21 protein-coding genes and 1 tRNA gene are annotated in these 18,513 nt (G+C 28.6%); 10 read left to right on the forward strand and 12 right to left on the reverse strand.

Annotated elements, in window-relative coordinates; all coding sequences use genetic code 11:
• Positions 1 to 30: 30 nt before the first annotated feature.
• The 7 genes from ABWP78_RS03195 to ABWP78_RS03225 form a co-directional block, all read right to left on the reverse strand.
• A complete protein-coding gene (locus ABWP78_RS03195) occupies positions 31 to 1,047 on the reverse strand; it encodes a COX15/CtaA family protein (protein ID WP_353168969.1) in 1,017 nt (338 codons plus the stop codon).
• A 37-nt stretch (positions 1,048 to 1,084) separates the two neighbouring features.
• Complete coding sequence (locus ABWP78_RS03200) at positions 1,085 to 2,500, reverse strand: CCA tRNA nucleotidyltransferase (protein WP_353168972.1); 1,416 nt, start codon at positions 2,498 to 2,500, stop codon at positions 1,085 to 1,087.
• A 93-nt stretch (positions 2,501 to 2,593) separates the two neighbouring features.
• Positions 2,594 to 3,163: an L-threonylcarbamoyladenylate synthase gene (locus ABWP78_RS03205; RefSeq protein WP_353168975.1), complete on the reverse strand. Its 570-nt coding sequence runs from the start codon at positions 3,161 to 3,163 to the stop codon at positions 2,594 to 2,596.
• On the reverse strand, positions 3,163 to 3,921 hold the full coding sequence (locus tag ABWP78_RS03210; protein WP_353168978.1) for an FkbM family methyltransferase: 759 nt from the start codon (positions 3,919 to 3,921) through the stop codon (positions 3,163 to 3,165). Before ABWP78_RS03210 ends, ABWP78_RS03205 begins: the two co-directional genes overlap by 1 nt.
• Before the next feature lie 24 nt (positions 3,922 to 3,945).
• Entirely contained in the window at positions 3,946 to 4,908 is a 963-nt protein-coding gene (locus ABWP78_RS03215; protein ID WP_353168979.1) for a glycosyltransferase family 2 protein, read from the reverse strand.
• Positions 4,909 to 4,957: 49 nt separating this feature from the next.
• The gene (locus tag ABWP78_RS03220; protein ID WP_353168981.1) at positions 4,958 to 5,962 is read right to left on the reverse strand and encodes a WaaS/CpsH family glycosyltransferase; all 1,005 of its coding nucleotides are present in this window, start codon (positions 5,960 to 5,962) and stop codon (positions 4,958 to 4,960) included.
• Positions 5,959 to 6,921, reverse strand: a complete 963-nt coding sequence (locus ABWP78_RS03225; RefSeq protein WP_353168983.1) for a WaaS/CpsH family glycosyltransferase — start codon at positions 6,919 to 6,921, stop codon at positions 5,959 to 5,961. Before ABWP78_RS03225 ends, ABWP78_RS03220 begins: the two co-directional genes overlap by 4 nt.
• 76 nt (positions 6,922 to 6,997) lie before the next feature.
• On the opposite strand from ABWP78_RS03225, the gene ABWP78_RS03230 reads away from it, so the two are divergent.
• The 6 genes from ABWP78_RS03230 to ABWP78_RS03255 are packed head-to-tail and all read left to right on the forward strand — an operon-like array spanning position 6,998 to position 12,159.
• Complete coding sequence (locus tag ABWP78_RS03230) at positions 6,998 to 7,717, forward strand: lipopolysaccharide kinase InaA family protein (protein WP_353168985.1); 720 nt, start codon at positions 6,998 to 7,000, stop codon at positions 7,715 to 7,717.
• Entirely contained in the window at positions 7,714 to 8,874 is a 1,161-nt protein-coding gene (locus ABWP78_RS03235; RefSeq protein ID WP_353168988.1) for a glycosyltransferase family 87 protein, read from the forward strand. The genes ABWP78_RS03230 and ABWP78_RS03235 overlap by 4 nt, the downstream gene beginning before the upstream one ends.
• Positions 8,867 to 9,802, forward strand: a complete 936-nt coding sequence (locus tag ABWP78_RS03240) for a glycosyltransferase family 2 protein (protein WP_353168990.1) — start codon at positions 8,867 to 8,869, stop codon at positions 9,800 to 9,802. Before ABWP78_RS03235 ends, ABWP78_RS03240 begins: the two co-directional genes overlap by 8 nt.
• Complete coding sequence (locus tag ABWP78_RS03245; RefSeq protein WP_353168991.1) at positions 9,799 to 10,581, forward strand: polysaccharide deacetylase family protein; 783 nt, start codon at positions 9,799 to 9,801, stop codon at positions 10,579 to 10,581. The genes ABWP78_RS03240 and ABWP78_RS03245 overlap by 4 nt, the downstream gene beginning before the upstream one ends.
• A gap of 5 nt (positions 10,582 to 10,586) precedes the next feature.
• Positions 10,587 to 11,417: a glycosyltransferase family 2 protein gene (locus tag ABWP78_RS03250; protein ID WP_353168993.1), complete on the forward strand. Its 831-nt coding sequence runs from the start codon at positions 10,587 to 10,589 to the stop codon at positions 11,415 to 11,417.
• Positions 11,407 to 12,159, forward strand: coding sequence for a glycosyltransferase family 2 protein (locus ABWP78_RS03255; protein WP_353168995.1), 753 nt, complete (start codon positions 11,407 to 11,409; stop codon positions 12,157 to 12,159). The genes ABWP78_RS03250 and ABWP78_RS03255 overlap by 11 nt, the downstream gene beginning before the upstream one ends.
• Here ABWP78_RS03255 and ABWP78_RS03260 read toward each other — a convergent pair.
• From ABWP78_RS03260 to ABWP78_RS03275, 4 genes are all read right to left on the reverse strand, one after another.
• A complete protein-coding gene (locus tag ABWP78_RS03260) occupies positions 12,125 to 13,246 on the reverse strand; it encodes a glycosyltransferase family 4 protein (protein WP_353168997.1) in 1,122 nt (373 codons plus the stop codon). The genes ABWP78_RS03255 and ABWP78_RS03260 overlap by 35 nt on opposite strands.
• Positions 13,247 to 14,287 carry a glycosyltransferase family 9 protein gene (locus ABWP78_RS03265; RefSeq protein ID WP_353169000.1) on the reverse strand — a complete coding sequence of 347 codons (1,041 nt, stop codon included), beginning with the start codon at positions 14,285 to 14,287 and terminating at the stop codon, positions 13,247 to 13,249.
• Complete coding sequence (locus tag ABWP78_RS03270) at positions 14,287 to 15,102, reverse strand: 2,3,4,5-tetrahydropyridine-2,6-dicarboxylate N-succinyltransferase (RefSeq protein ID WP_353169002.1); 816 nt, start codon at positions 15,100 to 15,102, stop codon at positions 14,287 to 14,289. The genes ABWP78_RS03265 and ABWP78_RS03270 overlap by 1 nt, the downstream gene beginning before the upstream one ends.
• 77 nt (positions 15,103 to 15,179) lie before the next feature.
• Positions 15,180 to 16,115 (reverse strand): FKBP-type peptidyl-prolyl cis-trans isomerase, encoded by a 936-nt coding sequence (locus ABWP78_RS03275; RefSeq protein WP_353169004.1) that lies wholly within the window; start codon positions 16,113 to 16,115, stop codon positions 15,180 to 15,182.
• 87 nt (positions 16,116 to 16,202) lie between these two features.
• On the opposite strand from ABWP78_RS03275, the gene ABWP78_RS03280 reads away from it, so the two are divergent.
• Genes ABWP78_RS03280 through ABWP78_RS03290 form a run of 3 tightly spaced genes read left to right on the forward strand, consistent with a single transcriptional unit; the run spans position 16,203 to position 17,644 of the window.
• Positions 16,203 to 16,565: an RNA-binding S4 domain-containing protein gene (locus tag ABWP78_RS03280; RefSeq protein WP_353169006.1), complete on the forward strand. Its 363-nt coding sequence runs from the start codon at positions 16,203 to 16,205 to the stop codon at positions 16,563 to 16,565.
• Positions 16,566 to 16,567: 2 nt separating this feature from the next.
• Positions 16,568 to 17,146: a class I SAM-dependent methyltransferase gene (locus ABWP78_RS03285; RefSeq protein WP_353169008.1), complete on the forward strand. Its 579-nt coding sequence runs from the start codon at positions 16,568 to 16,570 to the stop codon at positions 17,144 to 17,146.
• A 3-nt stretch (positions 17,147 to 17,149) separates the two neighbouring features.
• Positions 17,150 to 17,644: a phosphoribosyltransferase family protein gene (locus tag ABWP78_RS03290; RefSeq protein WP_353169011.1), complete on the forward strand. Its 495-nt coding sequence runs from the start codon at positions 17,150 to 17,152 to the stop codon at positions 17,642 to 17,644.
• On the opposite strand, the gene ABWP78_RS03295 is transcribed toward ABWP78_RS03290, so the two are convergent.
• On the reverse strand, positions 17,636 to 18,151 hold the full coding sequence (locus ABWP78_RS03295) for a shikimate kinase (RefSeq protein WP_353169013.1): 516 nt from the start codon (positions 18,149 to 18,151) through the stop codon (positions 17,636 to 17,638). The genes ABWP78_RS03290 and ABWP78_RS03295 overlap by 9 nt on opposite strands.
• Before the next feature lie 201 nt (positions 18,152 to 18,352).
• Here ABWP78_RS03295 and ABWP78_RS03300 point away from each other — a divergent pair.
• Positions 18,353 to 18,425: transfer RNA gene (locus ABWP78_RS03300), tRNA-Lys, on the forward strand.
• Positions 18,426 to 18,513: the final 88 nt, after the last annotated feature.

Here is an 18,513-nt window from a genome sequence, read left to right on the forward strand (position 1 = left end):
TGACAATATAGTCGGATTGCAAAAGTAATATTAATTTTTTGTTATTTTATTGTTTTCTAAAAGTAAATAAAATTGAACACTAAATAAGAATGTCGCCAAAACCAAATGTAAGGTTTGACTTCCGAAAGGGAAATCGACATACACCATAATCACTCCAGAAATAATTTCGAAAATTAAAATCCGAACCACCCAATTTACTTTTTCGAAACCCAATTGAAGATTTCTATTTCTAAGTAGTAAAAATAAATTTACCAAAAAGACGACAATTGAAAAACTGCGGTGAAAGTAGAATGTGATTTCGGGTTGTAACAACCAAAATGATTTTGGAACTCCCGATTTCTCTATTGTATCAATAAACTCACGAACATAAGTTCCTAAAACCACTTGAACAATCGTAAGAAGCAATACAATAATAAGCGTTATACTAAACTTTTTGTCATATTTTCTAATGCTATTTTTAGCTGAAACCACATAAATAACATACAACTGTAAAGCCACAATTAAAAAGGCAGTTAACATGTGAGTAGTAATTTTAACGGGACTTAATACCGAATCAACCACCGTTTTTCCTAACCAAGCTTGAAAACCCATCAAAACACAAACCAAAAAAGAATAGACAACTATTTTTTTGTTTTCTTTCCAATAACCAAAAGCGAAAATAAATGTTACAAAGCAGGCAATTCCAGCCAAAGCACCAAGCAATCTATTGATGTATTCTATCCAAGTATGTGCTGTATTAAAAATAGCATAATCGTGTTTGGTATAAGCTTCCCAATTAGTTTCTGAAAAAGAAGCAGCAGCCGTGAAATCTGATTTTGCTACAAGTAATCCTTCGTCTTTAATAATCACTTGACCTTTATCGTATACTTTATTAGGTGTAAATTCAAGTTCTTTTTGTTCTGTTGGCGGAATGTAATATCCAAAACACTTTGGCCAATCTGGACAACCCATTCCTGAGCCAGTCATTCGTACCAAGGCTCCAGCAAGAATTACTAAATAAACTAAAACTAATGCTGTTTTTGCTGTTGTAAGAAAATATTTTTTCATTGGTTAATAATGCAGTTTTTAGATTATTATGTATTAATTATACTTTTTTTAATCCCATTTTTTCAGCACGCTTTAGAACAAATTCTTTTGCAGCTTCGTATTCATTCTGAATTTCACCCTCTAAAATGGCCTCTTTTACGGCTTCTTTTAAAACTCCAATTTCACGACCTGGTTTTAATCCAAATAGTTTCATAATTTCCTCTCCAGAAATTGGTGGCTGAAACACACGAACTCTGTCCTTCTCCTCTACTTCAACTATTTTTTGACGTACAATTTTAAAATTATTGTGATATTTTTGAAATTTTTTACTGTTTTTGGTAGTGATGTCCGCTTCGCAAAGAATCATTAAATTTTCTATATCTTCTCCTGCATCAAAAACCAAACGACGAACAGCTGAATCGGTAACAATATCTTCAGCTATTACTATTGGTCTTGAACTCATCATAACCATTTTTTGCACAAACTTCATTTTCTGATTTAAAGGCATATGAAGTCTTTCGAAGATTTTTTTTGCCATTTTTCCACCTAAAAATTCATGTCCATGAAACGTCCAACCTTGCTTTTTGTTGAATTTTTTAGTGGGTGCTTTCCCGATATCGTGCAATAATGCCGCCCAGCGTAACCAAACATCATCCGTATTTGGGCAAATATTATCTACAACTTCTAACGTGTGGTAAAAATTATTTTTATGTGTATGCCCTTCTACTTCTTCGACATTGTTTAAAGCGGTCAATTCAGGTAAAATTAAATCTAATAAACCGCTTTGATACAAATGTAAAAAACCGATAGATGGTTTTTCTGATGACAAAATTTTGTTTAATTCATCTACAATTCGTTCACCAGAAATAATATTGATTCTCTCTTTATTTTTTGCAATTGAAGTTAACGATTCGCTTTCAATTTCAAAATTTAATTGGGTCGCAAATCTAATGGCGCGCATCATTCGTAAAGGATCGTCAGAAAAAGTAATATCTGGATTCAAAGGCGTTTTTAATAGTTTGTTTTCTAAATCGGCAACCCCATTAAATGGATCCACTAAGTCTCCAAAATCAACAGAATTTAGAGAAAAAGCCATCGCATTAATGGTAAAATCCCTGCGCTCTTGGTCATCTTTCAAAGTTCCATTTTCAACTAAAGGATTTCTGCTATCATGTTTATATGATTCTTTCCTTGCGCCTACAAACTCAATATCCATTTCCTTATAACGTAACATAGCAGTTCCGTAGTTTTTAAAAACTTGAACTTTAGGTTGGTTTGGAAGTAATTCTGACACTTTTAAAGCTAATTCAATACCGCTTCCAACAGCAACAATATCGATGTCTTTTTTATGATTTCTATTCAATAAAATATCGCGTACAAAACCACCAATCACATAGCATTCCAAGTTTAGTTCTAGTGCTGCTTGTGATATGATTTTGAATATTTTATTTTCTAAATGTTGTTTGTAATTCATTTGTTAATTAGTCAATTTGACAATTAGCCAATGTGCCAATATCATAGCAAACAAAATTATTAGCTAATTGACAAATCAAAATATTGGCACATTTTATTTGCGAATCACCTTTACCTGACTATTTAGTGATAATTTGATAATTGCCGATGGTTTTTTGCAAACTTTATCGTGATGCAAATTTACAACATAGTCGACTCCTTTTATAATTTCTGGTGAAATTTCTTTGAAATTCATCGGTGTGGCGTTTCCAGAAATATTTGCAGAGGTGGAAACCAATGGTCTTTTCATACGTTCCATTAATTTAAAGCAAAATGGTTCTTTTACTAATCTGATTCCTAAAGTGTTATCTTCTGCGATTATATTTTTAGCTACATTTTTTGGTTGATCCAAAATTAAAGTCGTTGGACGTTCAGAATGGTCCAAAATTTCCCAAGCTACTTCTGGAATTTTCGCAAAAACATGGTACATCATTTTTTCGCCATTCATTAAACAAATCATACTTTTGCTTTCTTCTCTTTGTTTCAACGTATAGATTTTTTTTACAGCATCTTCATTAGTGGCATCACAACCAATTCCCCAAACGGTATCTGTTGGATATAATATAATTCCACCATTTTTAATGACTTCGTAGGCGTTGTGAATTTCGGTGTTGATTGATACCATTATGGAATTTTAATAAAATCTAGATTATAATAAATCAAAGTTCCCTCAGTTGTGGTATATAAAATAAAATTATAATCATTAATGGTTTTCATTACTGTATACGAACATTTTGGTATCATTCTGTCATGAGTTTCAACCATAATTATTTTAGTTTTTGGCAACCAATTTTCATAATTACTTTCAAATAATTGTTTTTCTGCACCTTCAATATCAATTTTTAAAACATCAATTGTTTCCCAATTTTTGGAAGTCATTATTTCATCTAAAGTAATTGAGGTACTATTTGCCTCTTCTGGATTGGTTGTTTCTACTATTTGAAAACTATTTGTAGCATTGTAGTGATCGGTAATTTTAAAGAAAGCCTTTTTGTTAAAAAGAGCATTGTGTTTAATTTCGAAATTAGTAAAATTTGCCGTGTTTTTTTGTATTGCTAAAATATTATTATCTTCAATTTCAATGGCAACAATACTTGCTTTTGGATATTTCATTCTAAAAAACAATGACGCTAAACCAACATTTGCTCCCGCATCTACAATTGTTTTAGGAACAATTGGCAAAGTAGTATTATATAAACTTGATAAAAATATTTCTTCAAATGTTTCTGTATCTTTAGTATCTTTTCGTAAATATATTTTTCTTCCTAAATTAGAAAGATTAATTTCTTCTTTATTATTTTTTAATCCGAAGTAAAGAGATAAAGCGTCTTTTAGAGAAAAATGATTTTTTAATAATCTAAGTTTTGCTAACTTTTTTAACATGATTTGTGATTTTTAAGTTTATTTTTAGTTTAATTGTCTTTTGTTTAAAATTTTATCTGTGTAATTTAGAAAAAATGCCGATATCGGATATTTTTTCTTCATATTTAATTTGTAGTTTTCAACTAAGTTACAAATTTTAGATAATGTATTGTTAAAAACGTCGCTACTTACATCAAATTGAGCTAATTTTTTATTATTATTGTAACCCGTACATAATCTTTTTATTCTTCTTTTAAATTCAAAAAAAGTTATTTCATAATTAGTTAAATCTAATAAATTTAATAGTTCAATTTTACTTTCCTCATCTGATTCATATATAATCCCACCAACTTGTTGAGCATCATGAAGCCTGTAATAAATATATTTCTTTGGCAAGAATGAAAATTGTCCTTTAGAACAAGCAACCCTTGCAATCCATTCATCATGATGAAAATTTGGAATTAACGGAAAAGGTACACATTCGTTTATGAATTTACTTCTTATAGCCATCGTTGCACCTGTGGCAATATTAAAAAAACAAGAAATTAAATAATAATAATCAAGATGTATTTTTTTGTCAATAAATAATTGAGGAACATCCCAAACAAGAAAATCTTCTATTAATTCAGAGTTTTCATCTATACAATTACCATTAGTTGCCACCACACTTGTTTGAGGATTTAACTCAAAATGATGAACGATATCTGCAACTTTTTCTGGTAACCAAATATCATCTTGGTCGGAAAGAAAAATTACATCACCAGTACACAATGAAATGGCTTTTTCAAAATTTTTTACACTTTTCAAATTTACATCATTAATATGAAACTTAATAATATTTGGAAATTTACTACAATACTGGTAAATAATATCGTGAGTTCCATCGGTTGAAATATCATCACAAATAACAATTTCATCAACTGGTTTTGTTTGATTTAATATTGAATCTAATTGTTCTACAATATATTTTTCACCATTATAAGTGCAAAGTGCAACAGATACTTTCATTTTTTTAACTCTTATTAAACGTTAATCGATTTTAAATAAAATTAATTTATTAATTATTTATGTTAATAAAAGGTTCAATTTTAAACATATAATTAAACCAATTTGAGAAACTATATTTCAATTTAATCGTTTCCGGAATAGAAATATATTCTGATTTTACAAATTCAATTAAATCGGCTCTATCATCATCATAAACAAAAATATTTTGTGGATTATAAAAATCCATAGATTTAATAATTTTATTTGTAGTAATCATTTTTTTGTTATATCCTAGAGACTCGAATGCTCTAAAAGACAAGCCCGTATGCAGATCTTTATGAGCTAAATCGATAATTATTTTTGATTGAGACAAAATTTCTAAATTATCATAATAGGTTAATGATTTCTTCAGATAGGTAATGAATTTATATTTTTTCAAATGCTTTTTTGGTGAAGTGGCTAACAATACATTAATTTTCAATCCCATACTTTCTAACTCCGAACACATACGAATCAAATCTTGCGTTCTACTGTCGTAAGAACCAATAAAATAGACATCATATTTAATCTCATTTTTAAATAAATTGTTGTAACAATCAAAATAAAAATTTGTAGTGTAAGACAATTTTTTTGAATTGCTTTCGATATCGTTTTTATCAAAAACGTAAAATTCATCAAAAAAATCAACAGTTTCTATAACTTCGGGGAATCTTGACATACCATCCCATTGATAAGCAACCATTTTTCTTGATTTTGTTTTAGCTTCTTCAAGTACTTTTAAGCTGAATTTATCTGGTCTTATGACTAACGTATAATCAAAAATTGTTTTTTGTTGTTTTAAAAAAATTAAGTTTTTATTTTCTTCATAATTTCTTGTCAATTGCCTTTTAAAACTTTTATCATTTTTAAATACTTTTTTATAAAAATTTACTAATTTGTCTTTAAAGTTTTTGTATTTAAAATCATCATTAACAACTAAAACAACTTTATAGTTTAAAAATTCCAAATTATCTTTTACCGAATTGCAAATTTTAACATCGGAAGTCATCATTACCAGAATTGTTTGTTTAATCATAATTGAAAAATATTTTTAATAAAATTATTTAAACTATATTTTTTTATAATAGCATTTGAAAAATTCTCTTTATTAAATGTTACTTCATTAAGTTTGTGCAAATCATCTAAATAAATAATTTTTCCAGAATCATAAATATCGTAAAAAATTATTGACTTATTATTAGTTATTACATTTTTTTGTAAACCTAAAGCTTCAAAAATTCGGAAACTTAAACCCGATTGATTATCCCGAACTAAATCGACAATAATTTCACTTTCATCATACATTTTTAAGGTTTCATTTTGAGTAAATCTTTTCTTTTGGAAAATTATATTCTTGTTTTTTCCTAAAAATAATTGCTTCAATTTATTGATGAATGCTTTTTTTCCGATGGCATAAAAAATAAAAGATTGCTGTTGCTTTTTTAAGTGTTCAGCAAAATTGTTCAAAAATTTCAATCTATTATCTATTGAACCTATATACACAAAATTTTGCTTTTGTATGGCCGCTTTTTCAGGTGTATCAAAATAAATATAATTAGTAGTTTCTGAAAATCCATAAGTTAAAATATCCGCTTTATCAAATGAAAATATTTCATCAAAAACACCCTCTAAAAGATGCTTTACTGGACATCTCGAAACACTATCGTACAAATAAGCAATGTATTTATCAGTATGTTTTTTAATTTCTAGATGATATTCTAAATCAATTAATTCTGGATTAATTACTAAAATTTGATTTTGAAAGCCGCTTTTTTCAAGTTGTTTAAGAATATAATCTTGGCGTTTTTTAAGTTTGGGGTTTTTACCTAAAAATATTTTAGATAAACTATTTAAAATACGTTCCCAAATGTTTTTATATTTGAAATCCCCAATTTTTATATGAAAACTTTCTATTCCTTTTTTTTGTAAAGCGATAACAATATGGGCATCATAATTCCAATGATCAAAACTAATTACGGCAATTTTATGCGACATACATACATTTTAAAAAAAACAAAGATATTGTTTTTTTAAAAGATTTCAATTAAATTTGCTAAATCAAATTAAACCAATGGATAAATCGATAGTAAGCTTAATTAAAAATTTTGAAACCGAAGGCGATTTATTAGTTGCAGGAAAAAGGAATATTATTAAAACATTTCCTTATAATTCTATTGTTTTAAATATAAAATCGTTTAAAATTCCGATATTTATTAATGGAATAATTTATAGATATTTTAGAAAATCAAAAGCCAGAAGATCTTATGAATTTGCTACGATTTTAAAACAAAAAAACATTGGAACTCCTAATCCAATTGGGTTTTATGAAAACAAAAACTTTTTCCGACTTTTAGACAGTTATTATGTTTGCGAACACCTGTATGCCGATTATGTTTTTAAAGATTTGTTTGTTGTAAATAGCCCTGATACCGATGCTATTTTAAAAGAGCTTGCCCATTTTTGTTTTCAACTACATGAAGCGGGTATTGAATTTAAAGATCATTCTCCTGGAAACACTTTGATTAAAAAAAATGAATCCGGTACTTTTGATTTTTTTCTTATCGATTTAAATAGAATGCGATTTCATAAAGAAATGGATTTTAAGTTACGAATGAAAAACCTTTGTAAATTAACACCCTCAGAGTATATGGTTCAGATAATCAGTACTGAATATGCTAAATTATATAAAAAACCAGAAGAAGAAGTATTTAAATTAATGTGGCATTACACGGATGCTTTTTTTAAAGGTACCGCTAAAAAAAGAAATATGAAACAAAAATTAGGACTATGATAAACAAACTTTTTAATAATCAAAAATTTATAGTTACTATTTGGATTTTATTGGCATTAATTACTTCGGTAAAACAATATTTCATAAACAAAATCAACAATTATCTTATCTTTAAAAATGTTTTTTATAATACCATAGAACAAAAATCATTATATGCAACTTATCCAAATTTATATTTTGATCACAACCATTACGGCCCTATTTTCAGCCTATTTATTGCTCCTTTTGCTTTGATGCCAGATTTTTTAGGTACGGTTTTATGGTGTGTGTTTAATGCTTTATTTCTAGTTTATGCCATTCGTCAGATAAATCTAGAAAGCTCTAAAATTAACTTAATTTTATGGATTTGTGCTCATGAGTTTTTAACGGCTATTTTAGGACAACAATTCAATCCTATAATGACTAGTATTATTATTTTGTCTTATGTTTTAATTGAGAAAGAAAAAGATTTTTGGTCCGCTTGTCTAATTATTCTAGGTACATTCATAAAATTATATGGCATCGTTGGCTTGGCTTTTTTCTTTTTTTCAAAAAATAAAATAAAATTTATAAGTTCATTGGCTTTTTGGTCAATTGTATTTTTTGTGTTACCAATGGCTATTTCTTCTCCAGAATTTATTATAAATAGTTATTCGGAATGGTTTGCTCGATTGGTGGAAAAAAACAATGAAAATACTTCCTTTGATTCTATGCAAGATATTTCAATTATGGGAATGGTCAAGAAAATATTAAATATGCCCAATCTTTCAAACTTGCTGTTTTTAATTCCTGGATTAGTACTTTTCGGATTACCTTATTTAAGATTTAATATGTTTTCGAACAAAAAATTTCAATTATTATTATTGTCATCTGTATTGATTTTCACCGTTATTTTTAGTTCAGGATCTGAAAGTCCGACTTATATTATTGCATTTGCAGGTGTTGCCATTTGGTTTGTAATACAAGAAGAAAAAACAAAATGGACCTGGTTTTTGTTTATATTTGCTATGTTGTTAACCAGTTTTTCACCTTCAGATTTATTTCCGAAGTTTATTAAAGAAACGTATGTAAGACCTTATAGTTTAAAAGCGTTACCTTGTGTGTTAATTTGGTTTCAAATTATTTACGAATTGCTGACATTAAAAAAAGAATCAAATTCATCCATTGCTTATGATTAAATCCATTGCCATAGTGATACCTTCATATAATGAAGCAACAAATATTGATGTTTTAATACATGCGTTAAACGAAACCATTAAAAATATAAATTATACTTTTAAATTTATTTTTGTGGATGATGGCTCAAGTGATAAAACCGTTGCTATTTTGAAAGAAAAATCAAAGGAACATCAGCATGTTTTTTATTTAGAATTATCTAGAAATTTCGGACATCAAAATGCCCTTAAAGCGGGTATAGATTTAGTAAAAAATGATGCAGACGCAATTATTTCAATGGATGGCGATATGCAACATCCTCCAAATATAATTCCAAAACTTATTGAAAAATGGGAAGAAGGTTTTGAGGTAGTGTACACCATTAGAGAAGAAGATAAAAAATTAGGTTTCATAAAAAACAAAACATCTAATCTGTTTTACGGCTTAATGAATAAGTTGTCAGAGATTAAATTTGAACCTGGAACAGCCGATTTTAGGTTAATAGACAAAAAAGTAGCTCAGGTTTTTTCGGATTTTACTGAAAATGAATTATTTATTAGAGGTATTATTAATTGGGTAGGTTTTAAGCAATTTGCCATACATTATGAACCAAATGAAAGATATTCAGGTAAAAGCAAATACACTCTAGGAAAAATGATGCGTTTTGCGGTTCAGGGGATTACTTCTTTTAGTACGAAGCCACTTTCAATGGCAATTATTTTGGGTATCTGTTTATCTGTAATGGCATTTATCTTTTATATTTCATATGTATTGTATAGCATATATTATGGACATGTAATTTCTGGTTGGGCTTCAGTAATAACAACAGTTGTTTTCTTTGGAGGTTTAAATTTAGTTGTATTAGGAATTATTGGTGTTTACATTGGTAAATTATTTATGCAATCTAAAGGAAGACCAAATTATTTAATTAGCAGTACAAATTACAAATGATTTTACTTAGTTTCGATATAGAAGAGTTTGACATGCCTTTTGAGTACGGTAAAGATATTTCAATTGAAAATCAAATTGCCGTTTCCGAAAATGGAACGGAAATCATCTTAAATTTATTACAAAAACATCAAATTAAGGCTACGTTTTTTTCTACGGTAGTTTTTGCTGAAAAAGTACCTCATTTAATAAAACGAATTATAAATGAAGGGCATGAATTAGCATCACACACCTATTATCATAGTAATTTTGAAGTGGTACATTTAAAACAATCCAAAGATGCTTTAGAAGCACTTTCAAATTCTGAAGTTGTTGGATTTAGAATGCCTAGAATGTATCCTGTAGATGAACGAGAAATCGAAAATGCTGGCTATTTATATAATTCATCAATTAATCCAACATTTTTACCTGGAAGATATAATCATTTAGACAAACCCAGAACCTATTTTAAATTACACAATGTTTGGCAAATACCAGCATCTGTAAGCCCTTTAGTTCGATTTCCTTTATTCTGGCTATCTTTTCATAATTTACCTTTGAGTATTTATAAATTTTTAGCAAAATGGACATATAAAAATGACGGATATTTAAATATCTATTTTCATCCATGGGAATTTACTCCATTAGATAATAAAACCGCCTATAATTTTCCTAAATATGTTAGTAAAAACACTGGTGAAGCCATGACGGAAAGATTAAGTAGTTTTATACATGCCATGAAAGAAAAAAAATATATATTTGGTACTTTCAAAGAATTTTTAATTCTAAAAAATTTAAAATAATCTTTTTGAGTACAATTTCGATAATACTAACTACATACAATTCTGAAACTTGGTTAGAAAAAGTTTTATGGGGTTACACTATGCAATCCTATTCCGATTTTGAATTGATTATTGCCGATGACGGCTCAAAAAAAGAAACGAAAAATTTAATTGAAAAATTTCAATCCGAATTTAAAAATCCTGTAATTCATGTTTGGCAAAAAGATGAAGGATTTCAAAAAACTAAAATTTTAAATAAAGCTATTATTAAAGCGTCTTGCGAGTATATTTTATTTTCAGATGGAGATTGTATTCCACGTAATGACTTTGTTGCAACCCATTTAAAACACATGAAAAAAGGAAGTTTTTTATCTGGTGGCTACTTTAAATTAAATGATTTTGTTTCTAATTCGATTTCCGAAATTGACGTTAAAAATCAAAGTTGTTTTCAGTCTAAATGGCTTTTAGAAAATGGTTTGAAATGGAATTTTAAATTAATAAAATTAACAAAGAATTCGTTTTTTGCCTATTTTATGAATTGGATAACACCTACAAAAAAAACATTTAACGGACACAATACTTCTTGTTTCAAAGAAGATTTAATAGCTGTTAATGGATTTAATGAAGATATGAAATATGGCGGATTAGATAGAGAAATTGGCGAACGCTTATTTAATAATTACATCAGAAGCAAACAAATAAGATATAGCGCCATTTGTTTACATTTAAACCATAACAGAAATTACGCCACAAAAGATAATTGGTTAAAAAACAATTACATAAGGCAATTTAACAAGCAAAAAAAAGTGACTGCTATACAAAATGGTTTATCTAAATATTTGAACAATGAAACATAAAATTTCAATATTTATTATAACGTATAACGAAGCACATATCATTTCAAAATGTTTAGAGAAATTAAAAACATTTGATGAAATTATTGTTGTAGATTCTGGAAGTACTGATACTACAGTTTCTATATGTGAATCATTTGGTGCAAAAGTAATTTTACATAAATTTGAAAATTTTGGATCGCAAAAACAATTTGCATTGGAACAAACTACTCATAATTGGGTTTTATCTTTAGATGCTGATGAAGTATTGTCTGATGCATTAATTTCGGAAATACAGAACATAAATCACCAAGAAAATGTAAAGGCATATACTATTCCAAGAACGCATGTTTTTTTAAATAAAGTTTTTAAAAATGGTGCCGAAACTAAACGTCCAATTTTAAGATTGTTTGATAAAAATTTCGGCAAATTCACTCCAAACATAGTGCACGAAACCATTGAAATAAAAGGTTCGATAGGAAAATTAGAACAAGAAATGCTACATTATACAGTATTTGACATAAATACCGCCATACAAAAACAAATTAAATATGCGTTGTTAGGTGGAGAATTGCTTTACGAAAAAAAGAAAAAAAGTAGTGTTTTAAAAATAATTATAAAATTTCCGTTTGATTTTATTAGATATTATTTTTTGCAACGCAATTTTCTAAATGGGTATGAAGGTTTTACCTGGAGCATGTTTGCCGCATTTAGCAATTATCTTAAATATGCTAAGTTGAAAGAACTTTCTGATAACAATTTATAATATTTCTTGCAATTTCTTCATCATTAAATTGTTGCACAAACTGCCATCCCTCCTCTTTCATTTTTGAAGCAAGTGACGAATCTTGTAAAACAAGTGCTATTTTATCAGATAAATCTTTCACATCAAATGGAGAAATGTATAACGAACTTGGCCCAGCTGCTTCTGGAAAAACGCCGCCTTTTGATGTTATCACCGGTGTTTTTGAATATAACGCTTCGATTATAGGAATACCAAACCCTTCAAATAGAGATGGATAAACAAAAACTGTCGCTAATTGATAAATAATTGCTAAGTCTGTTCTAGATAAACACTTTAAAAAATGAACTCGTTTTTCTAATTTATTTTCAATAATATATTGATGGATTTTATCCGTATAATCTGTTTTCTTTCCAATCAAAACTAAATCGATATCTAAGTTTATAATTGCTTTTACAATAGTTAGCGCATTTTTTCTTTCTTCTATTGTACCCACGTTTAAAACAAATTTTTGAGGTAAATTGTGTTTTTTGGAAACAAGTTGCTTATCTAATTCTGAATAATCTTTTTTAAAGACATCTTGACATCCTTGATAAACTACTATTATTTTACTCGCATCAATATTTAAAAACGAAATAATATCTTTTTTGGTTTGTTCACTAATTGCTATAATTAAATCGGCATTATTGGCTGCTTTTTTAAACTTATAAAAATGAATTTTCCTATCAAAAAAAGAATACAATTTAGGATAACGCACAAAAATTAAATCGTGAATAGTAACAATAGATTTTATACCATTTTTAGCTAAACCAGCTGGCAATTCACCTGAAAGCCCGTGATATAAAATAATTTCATCCTTAACTAAATCTTTAACAACCGTATTTTGTCGCCAATAATTTTTAAATTTTTGATTAAATTTAGAAATCGGATTTCTCTCGAATATATTGGTATTATTTGATACAAAAAGCGTTTTTTTAAACTTTTTAGGATTATACAAAAAATAGTTGTTGTCAGGAAAATAATTACTTAAAATCCGAACTAAATCTCGACTATAATTACCCAATCCCGTTTTATTATGAAAAACTCGTTTTGCTTCAAATCCGATATTCATTTAACTACAATTAAAATTTAAAAAATCATGTAACTTGTCGTAAAAGTAATTGGGTTTAAATTTACTGTATTTTTTAAATAAATCGCCTTCTTTGGGCAATTCATTTGCGTAATCATCATAATGAACAGAAATGTTTGTGGTAGTGTTTTCAAACAAATTCCAATCTGTCTTTTCTATACCTGGAGAATAAATACTAAAAGTTGGTATCTCTAATGCTTTTGCCATATTTGCAGCGCCTCCTTCATTGCCGATTAAGGCTTTGCAATGATATAAAATTGTTAGAAATTCACGTAAATCGTCTTGAAAAAAATCAATGAATATTTTATTTTTCGTAGTTTCATTACATAAATTATATATTTCAATTGCCTGATTTTTTTGCCACGGTAAGTAATTAAACAAAATTTGCACTTCTTTTTGAGCCACAATATAATCTAAAACTTCCGCCATATATTGCAATGGATAATTCTTAATATCCTGACTGCCTAAAGCGCTAATCATAAGTATCTTTTTAGAAATATCAATTTTTGCTTCAACTAATTTTTGCTTACCGCTATTGATTTCTTCTTCAGATAAAAATATTTTTGGAGCGATTAAATTAAAATCAATACCAAATGGTTTTAGTAAAGCCATTCTGTGTTCGATGGCTTTGGATGCGTTTGATTCTGTAGTAACATTTCTATTAATTACATCAGATAGAAGTAATTTTGAATACCCTTTTTCAAATGAAATTGTTTTTTTAGCACCTGAAAACCAAGCTACTATCACGCTATTTGGTTTGCCATAAGCATCAATAACTATGTCGTATTTTTCTTTTCTTATTTTAAATAAAAAAGCAAGAAAAGCCAATTTTCCTTTTCTTGATTTTTCATCAAGAACTACTATTTTATCAATGAATTTGTTGTTCTTTACAACGGCGTAACTATTTTCGTATACTAAATAATGTAATTCAGCATTTGGAAAACGCTCTTTAAGTGCTTCCAGAATGATAGTACTTGTTAGTACATCTCCAATTCTTTTTTTCTGAATTACTAAAATTTTCATTATACCGCTACGTTATATTCGCGTAAAGCATCGTTTAAAGATGTTTTTAAATCTGTAGAAGCTTTTCGTTGTCCGATAATTAAAGCGCAAGGCACTTGAAAATCTCCAGCAGGAAATTTTTTAGTATACGTTCCAGGAATTACAACAGATCTTGCAGGTACAACTCCTTTGTATTCAATTGGTTCAGATCCCGTAACATCGATAATTTTAGTAGAAGCCGTTAAACAAACATTTGCTCCTAAGACCGCTTCTTTTTCTACCCTCACACCTTCAACAACTATGCAACGGGAACCAATAAATGCACCATCTTCAATAATTACAGGTGCTGCTTGTAAAGGTTCTAATACGCCACCAATGCCTACTCCTCCACTCAAATGTACATGCTTTCCAATTTGTGCACAGCTTCCAACTGTCGCCCAAGTATCTACCATTGTGCCTTCATCTACGTAAGCACCAATATTTACATAAGAAGGCATTAAAATTACACCTGATGAAATATATGCCCCATGACGAGCTACTGCATTTGGCACAACACGAATACCTCGTTTAGCATAATTTCGCTTTAACGGAATTTTATCGTGATATTCAAAAATACCCGCTTCCAATGTTTCCATTTTCTGAATTGGAAAATACATTACAACCGCTTTTTTAACCCATTCGTTTACTTGCCATCCATTAGCAACAGGTTCTGCTACACGAAGTGAACCAGTGTCTAATAAATTAACCACTTCTCTTATGGCGTTTTGTGTAATTTCTTCTTGTAATAACTCGCGGTTATCCCATGCGTTTTCTATAATTAATTGTAAATTTGTCATACTACTATTTTTAACAAAGATAAAGTTTCAAATTAGTAATACAAATAAAAAATCCTGCTTTTAGCAGGATTAAAATATTATTGGCAAGAATTACTTAAATGTTTTCTTTTTGTAATTGCTGGTCGTATTCCATTACAATCAGGTATATCATTAAAATTATAATATCCATTTGTCTTTTGAATTGCCGGAAGAACATCAAAAAGTTCGTTTTTAGTAAGTTTTCCATCATTATCATCATCAAAATCAGCATAATCTGGTTTGCCGTCACCATCGGTATCTAGTGGTGTGCCTGATGCGGGTCCGCCATATTCGTCTTTAGATAAAATTTTATCCCCATCATGATCTTTGTATCTTACATTCATTAGTTTAAAAGTAAAAATAATTGGTGTATATGAACCAATAGTTCCTGGACTTTGACTGTAATACGCCAATCCAGAAGGAACAAACATTATACCTGCACCAAAATTATTATAAGTAATTGTTCCATCAGTATTTATAGTTTGTCCATTAGAAGATTTAAATTCTGGGAAAACTTCTTGCCAACCTTGAATTACATCTTGCAGTTCAAACCATGTAGGACTTGAAGCCGCATCAAAACTACTTAAATCCGTTTTGTATCCTTTATAAGCTGTAAAAACAGAATCTAATCTAGTTGGGTTTGAACCTAGACCTTCATTAAGTTTTAAGTAATATAATTTATGATTTACACCTTCTTTTGAAATAGTTTTAAATTTTAAAGGTTTCGCAGGATTATTTTGACTTACGGAAGTATCTAATGCATCAAATATTGGGGTTCCAGGTGTTGTTGCAGAAATTTTTGTAAAAGTTACATTATAATTAGCATCTACAGTAATGTAATGCGAGTCCATAAAATCCTCAATTTTAGTAATATCTTCATTATAAACCTCTAAATAAGGTCTTGACTGGATTGTTTCTGTGGTATCATCAGCTGGACAACCTACCATAATGAATATAAAAGGTAATAAAAGTGATAATCTTAATAATAATTTCATTTTGTAAAAATTTAATTTAAAAAAGTGGTCGCAAGATACGATTTTCATTTATTTTTGTACAAATATTAACATTCATTTTTGATTTTTATGCGAATTGATAAATATTTATGGTGCATCAGGTACTTTAAAACAAGAGGTTTGGCTGCTGAAGCCATAAAAAAAGGACATGTTTCTGTAAATAACATAAAAGCAAAAGCATCAAGAGATGTCTTTCCTTTAGACAAAATTACGCTAAGAAGAGACCAAATAAACTATATTATTAAAGTTTTAGGCATTCCGCCAAGTAGAGTTGCAGCAAAAATTGTAGATTTATACAGAAAAGATGAAACACCACCAGAAACCTTTGAACATTTAGAAATAATAAAACTTGCGAAAGAACATTACAGAGCTAAAGGCGAAGGTAGGCCTACTAAAAAAGACAGAAGAGATATTGATGATTATACCGAATAAATATGGTATTAAATAAAGAATATTGGGAAGAAAGATATGAGTCCGTAACTACAAATTGGGATATTGGTGAAATTTCAACTCCATTAAAAACATATATTGACCAATTAAAAAATAAAAATAGTCGTATTTTAATTCCTGGTGCTGGAAATGGGTATGAATTGGATTATTTAATTGAAAATGGTTTTCAAAATGTCTTCGTAATAGATTATGCAAAACATCCTTTAGATGCTATAATCAGAAGAAATAAAACATTAGAAAAGCATTTAATTCACGATGATTTTTTTAATCATAACGGCAGGTATGATTTAATACTAGAACAAACCTTCTTTTGTGCTTTACAGCCAAATTTAAGACGAAAATATGTTACTAAAATGCATGATTTATTATCCGAAAAAGGAAAAGTTTCTGGATTATTATTTAATTTTCCATTAACTGAAGAAGGCCCGCCTTTTGGTGGAAGTGTAGAGGAATATATAAATTTATTTTCTAATACGTTTTCGATAAAAACATTAAATCTTGCATATAATTCCATAAAACCACGTGCAAATAAAGAATTGTTTTTTACATTTGAAAAAAAATAAACCATGCAACACATTATTTTAACTCACAAAGAAATAGAACACAAAACAAAACGTATAGCGTATCAAGTTTACGAAACATTTGCTAGCGATTCTGAATTAATTATTGCTGGAATTTCAAATAGTGGTTTTTTATTTGCACAAAAAATTGCCAAACAATTAGAAACTATTAGTGATATTAAAATTACTATTTGCGAAGTAAATATCAACAAGCAAAATCCTTCTGATACGATTACTACCTCATTACCAGAAGAAGCTTATGCTAATAAAAACTTAGTTTTAGTAGATGATGTATTAAATTCTGGTGCAACCTTAATTTACGCTATTAAACATTTCCTTAACGTACCTTTAAATAAATTTAAAACAGCGGTTTTAATTGATAGAAATCATAAAAAATACCCCGTAAAAGCGGATTTTAAAGGATTATCACTGTCTACTTCGTTACAGGAACACGTACAAGTAGTTTTTGAAGAACAAAATTCTTATGTGTATTTAAGCTAATTTAGAAAGCATTTCTGAAACAATTTCCTTTTCGTTTTTATTGTCAACAGTAATAATTGTTTCAACTTGGTTGTAAAAATAATTACGTTCAAATAAATGTTTGGCTACAAATTCATTTAGCGCTTCACCATTTAAATTCGCTAATATTGGTCGAGTACTTTTTTGGAATTTCAAACGTTCCGTTAAGGAAGTAACAGATGCTTTCAAATAAAAACTTTTTATATTCTGGTTCTGGTATAAATTGAAATTATCATAATAACATGGCGTGCCGCCGCCTAAAGCTAAAACATAACTAGCTGTATTATTTAAAAATGATTCCAAAATTTTCCTTTCTTTTTTTCTGAAGAAAAGTTCGCCTTTTTGTTCAAAAATTTCAGTTATTTTCAGGTGTAATTCTTGTTCAATTAAAAAATCTAAATCATAAAAAGGCACTTCCAATGCTTCAGAAAGTATTTTTCCAATCATTGTTTTTCCCGAAGCCATATAACCAACTAGAATTATTTTCATGATTTTTTAAATTTTTATATGGCATAAAAGTATAATAAATTAATGAAATCTTGATTATAAATAACACCAAAATCGTAACAAACACTTCTTAATTAAGGGGTTATAAATAAAATTAAAAAAATAATAAAATTAATATAAAAAAGATATTGCAAAATAAATAAATCATCATATATTTGCACCCGCAATGAAGAAATAGTTTTAGACTCTGTAGCTCAGCTGGTAGAGCATTACACTTTTAATGTAGGGGTCCTGGGTTCGAATCCCAGCGGGGTCACTAAAATATATAAAATTACAACTTCATTGCTACGACTCTGTAGCTCAGCTGGTAGAGCATTACACTTTTAATGTAGGGGTCCTGGGTT

Origin of the sequence: Flavobacterium sp. (assembly GCF_040402955.1) — a bacterium.
Lineage (GTDB): Bacteria > Bacteroidota > Bacteroidia > Flavobacteriales > Flavobacteriaceae > Flavobacterium.

What these genes read in the sequence shown, in the direction of transcription:
- ABWP78_RS03235 (WP_353168988.1), top strand. Translation starts at nt 7,714, where the DNA reads ATGATAAACAAACTTTTTAATAATCAAAAATTTATAGTTACTATTTGG.
- ABWP78_RS03255 (WP_353168995.1), top strand. Translation starts at nt 11,407, where the DNA reads ATGAAACATAAAATTTCAATATTTATTATAACGTATAACGAAGCACAT.
- ABWP78_RS03220 (WP_353168981.1), bottom strand. Translation starts at nt 5,962, where the DNA reads ATGATTAAACAAACAATTCTGGTAATGATGACTTCCGATGTTAAAATT.
- ABWP78_RS03205 (WP_353168975.1), bottom strand. Translation starts at nt 3,163, where the DNA reads ATGGTATCAATCAACACCGAAATTCACAACGCCTACGAAGTCATTAAA.
- ABWP78_RS03270 (WP_353169002.1), bottom strand. Translation starts at nt 15,102, where the DNA reads ATGACAAATTTACAATTAATTATAGAAAACGCATGGGATAACCGCGAG.
- ABWP78_RS03230 (WP_353168985.1), top strand. Translation starts at nt 6,998, where the DNA reads ATGGATAAATCGATAGTAAGCTTAATTAAAAATTTTGAAACCGAAGGC.
- ABWP78_RS03225 (WP_353168983.1), bottom strand. Translation starts at nt 6,921, where the DNA reads ATGTCGCATAAAATTGCCGTAATTAGTTTTGATCATTGGAATTATGAT.
- ABWP78_RS03275 (WP_353169004.1), bottom strand. Translation starts at nt 16,115, where the DNA reads ATGAAATTATTATTAAGATTATCACTTTTATTACCTTTTATATTCATT.
- ABWP78_RS03245 (WP_353168991.1), top strand. Translation starts at nt 9,799, where the DNA reads ATGATTTTACTTAGTTTCGATATAGAAGAGTTTGACATGCCTTTTGAG.
- ABWP78_RS03295 (WP_353169013.1), bottom strand. Translation starts at nt 18,151, where the DNA reads ATGAAAATAATTCTAGTTGGTTATATGGCTTCGGGAAAAACAATGATT.
- ABWP78_RS03215 (WP_353168979.1), bottom strand. Translation starts at nt 4,908, where the DNA reads ATGAAAGTATCTGTTGCACTTTGCACTTATAATGGTGAAAAATATATT.
- ABWP78_RS03210 (WP_353168978.1), bottom strand. Translation starts at nt 3,921, where the DNA reads ATGTTAAAAAAGTTAGCAAAACTTAGATTATTAAAAAATCATTTTTCT.
- ABWP78_RS03260 (WP_353168997.1), bottom strand. Translation starts at nt 13,246, where the DNA reads ATGAATATCGGATTTGAAGCAAAACGAGTTTTTCATAATAAAACGGGA.
- ABWP78_RS03265 (WP_353169000.1), bottom strand. Translation starts at nt 14,287, where the DNA reads ATGAAAATTTTAGTAATTCAGAAAAAAAGAATTGGAGATGTACTAACA.
- ABWP78_RS03200 (WP_353168972.1), bottom strand. Translation starts at nt 2,500, where the DNA reads ATGAATTACAAACAACATTTAGAAAATAAAATATTCAAAATCATATCA.
- ABWP78_RS03280 (WP_353169006.1), top strand. Translation starts at nt 16,203, where the DNA reads ATGCGAATTGATAAATATTTATGGTGCATCAGGTACTTTAAAACAAGA.
- ABWP78_RS03285 (WP_353169008.1), top strand. Translation starts at nt 16,568, where the DNA reads ATGGTATTAAATAAAGAATATTGGGAAGAAAGATATGAGTCCGTAACT.
- ABWP78_RS03195 (WP_353168969.1), bottom strand. Translation starts at nt 1,047, where the DNA reads ATGAAAAAATATTTTCTTACAACAGCAAAAACAGCATTAGTTTTAGTT.
- ABWP78_RS03290 (WP_353169011.1), top strand. Translation starts at nt 17,150, where the DNA reads ATGCAACACATTATTTTAACTCACAAAGAAATAGAACACAAAACAAAA.
- ABWP78_RS03240 (WP_353168990.1), top strand. Translation starts at nt 8,867, where the DNA reads ATGATTAAATCCATTGCCATAGTGATACCTTCATATAATGAAGCAACA.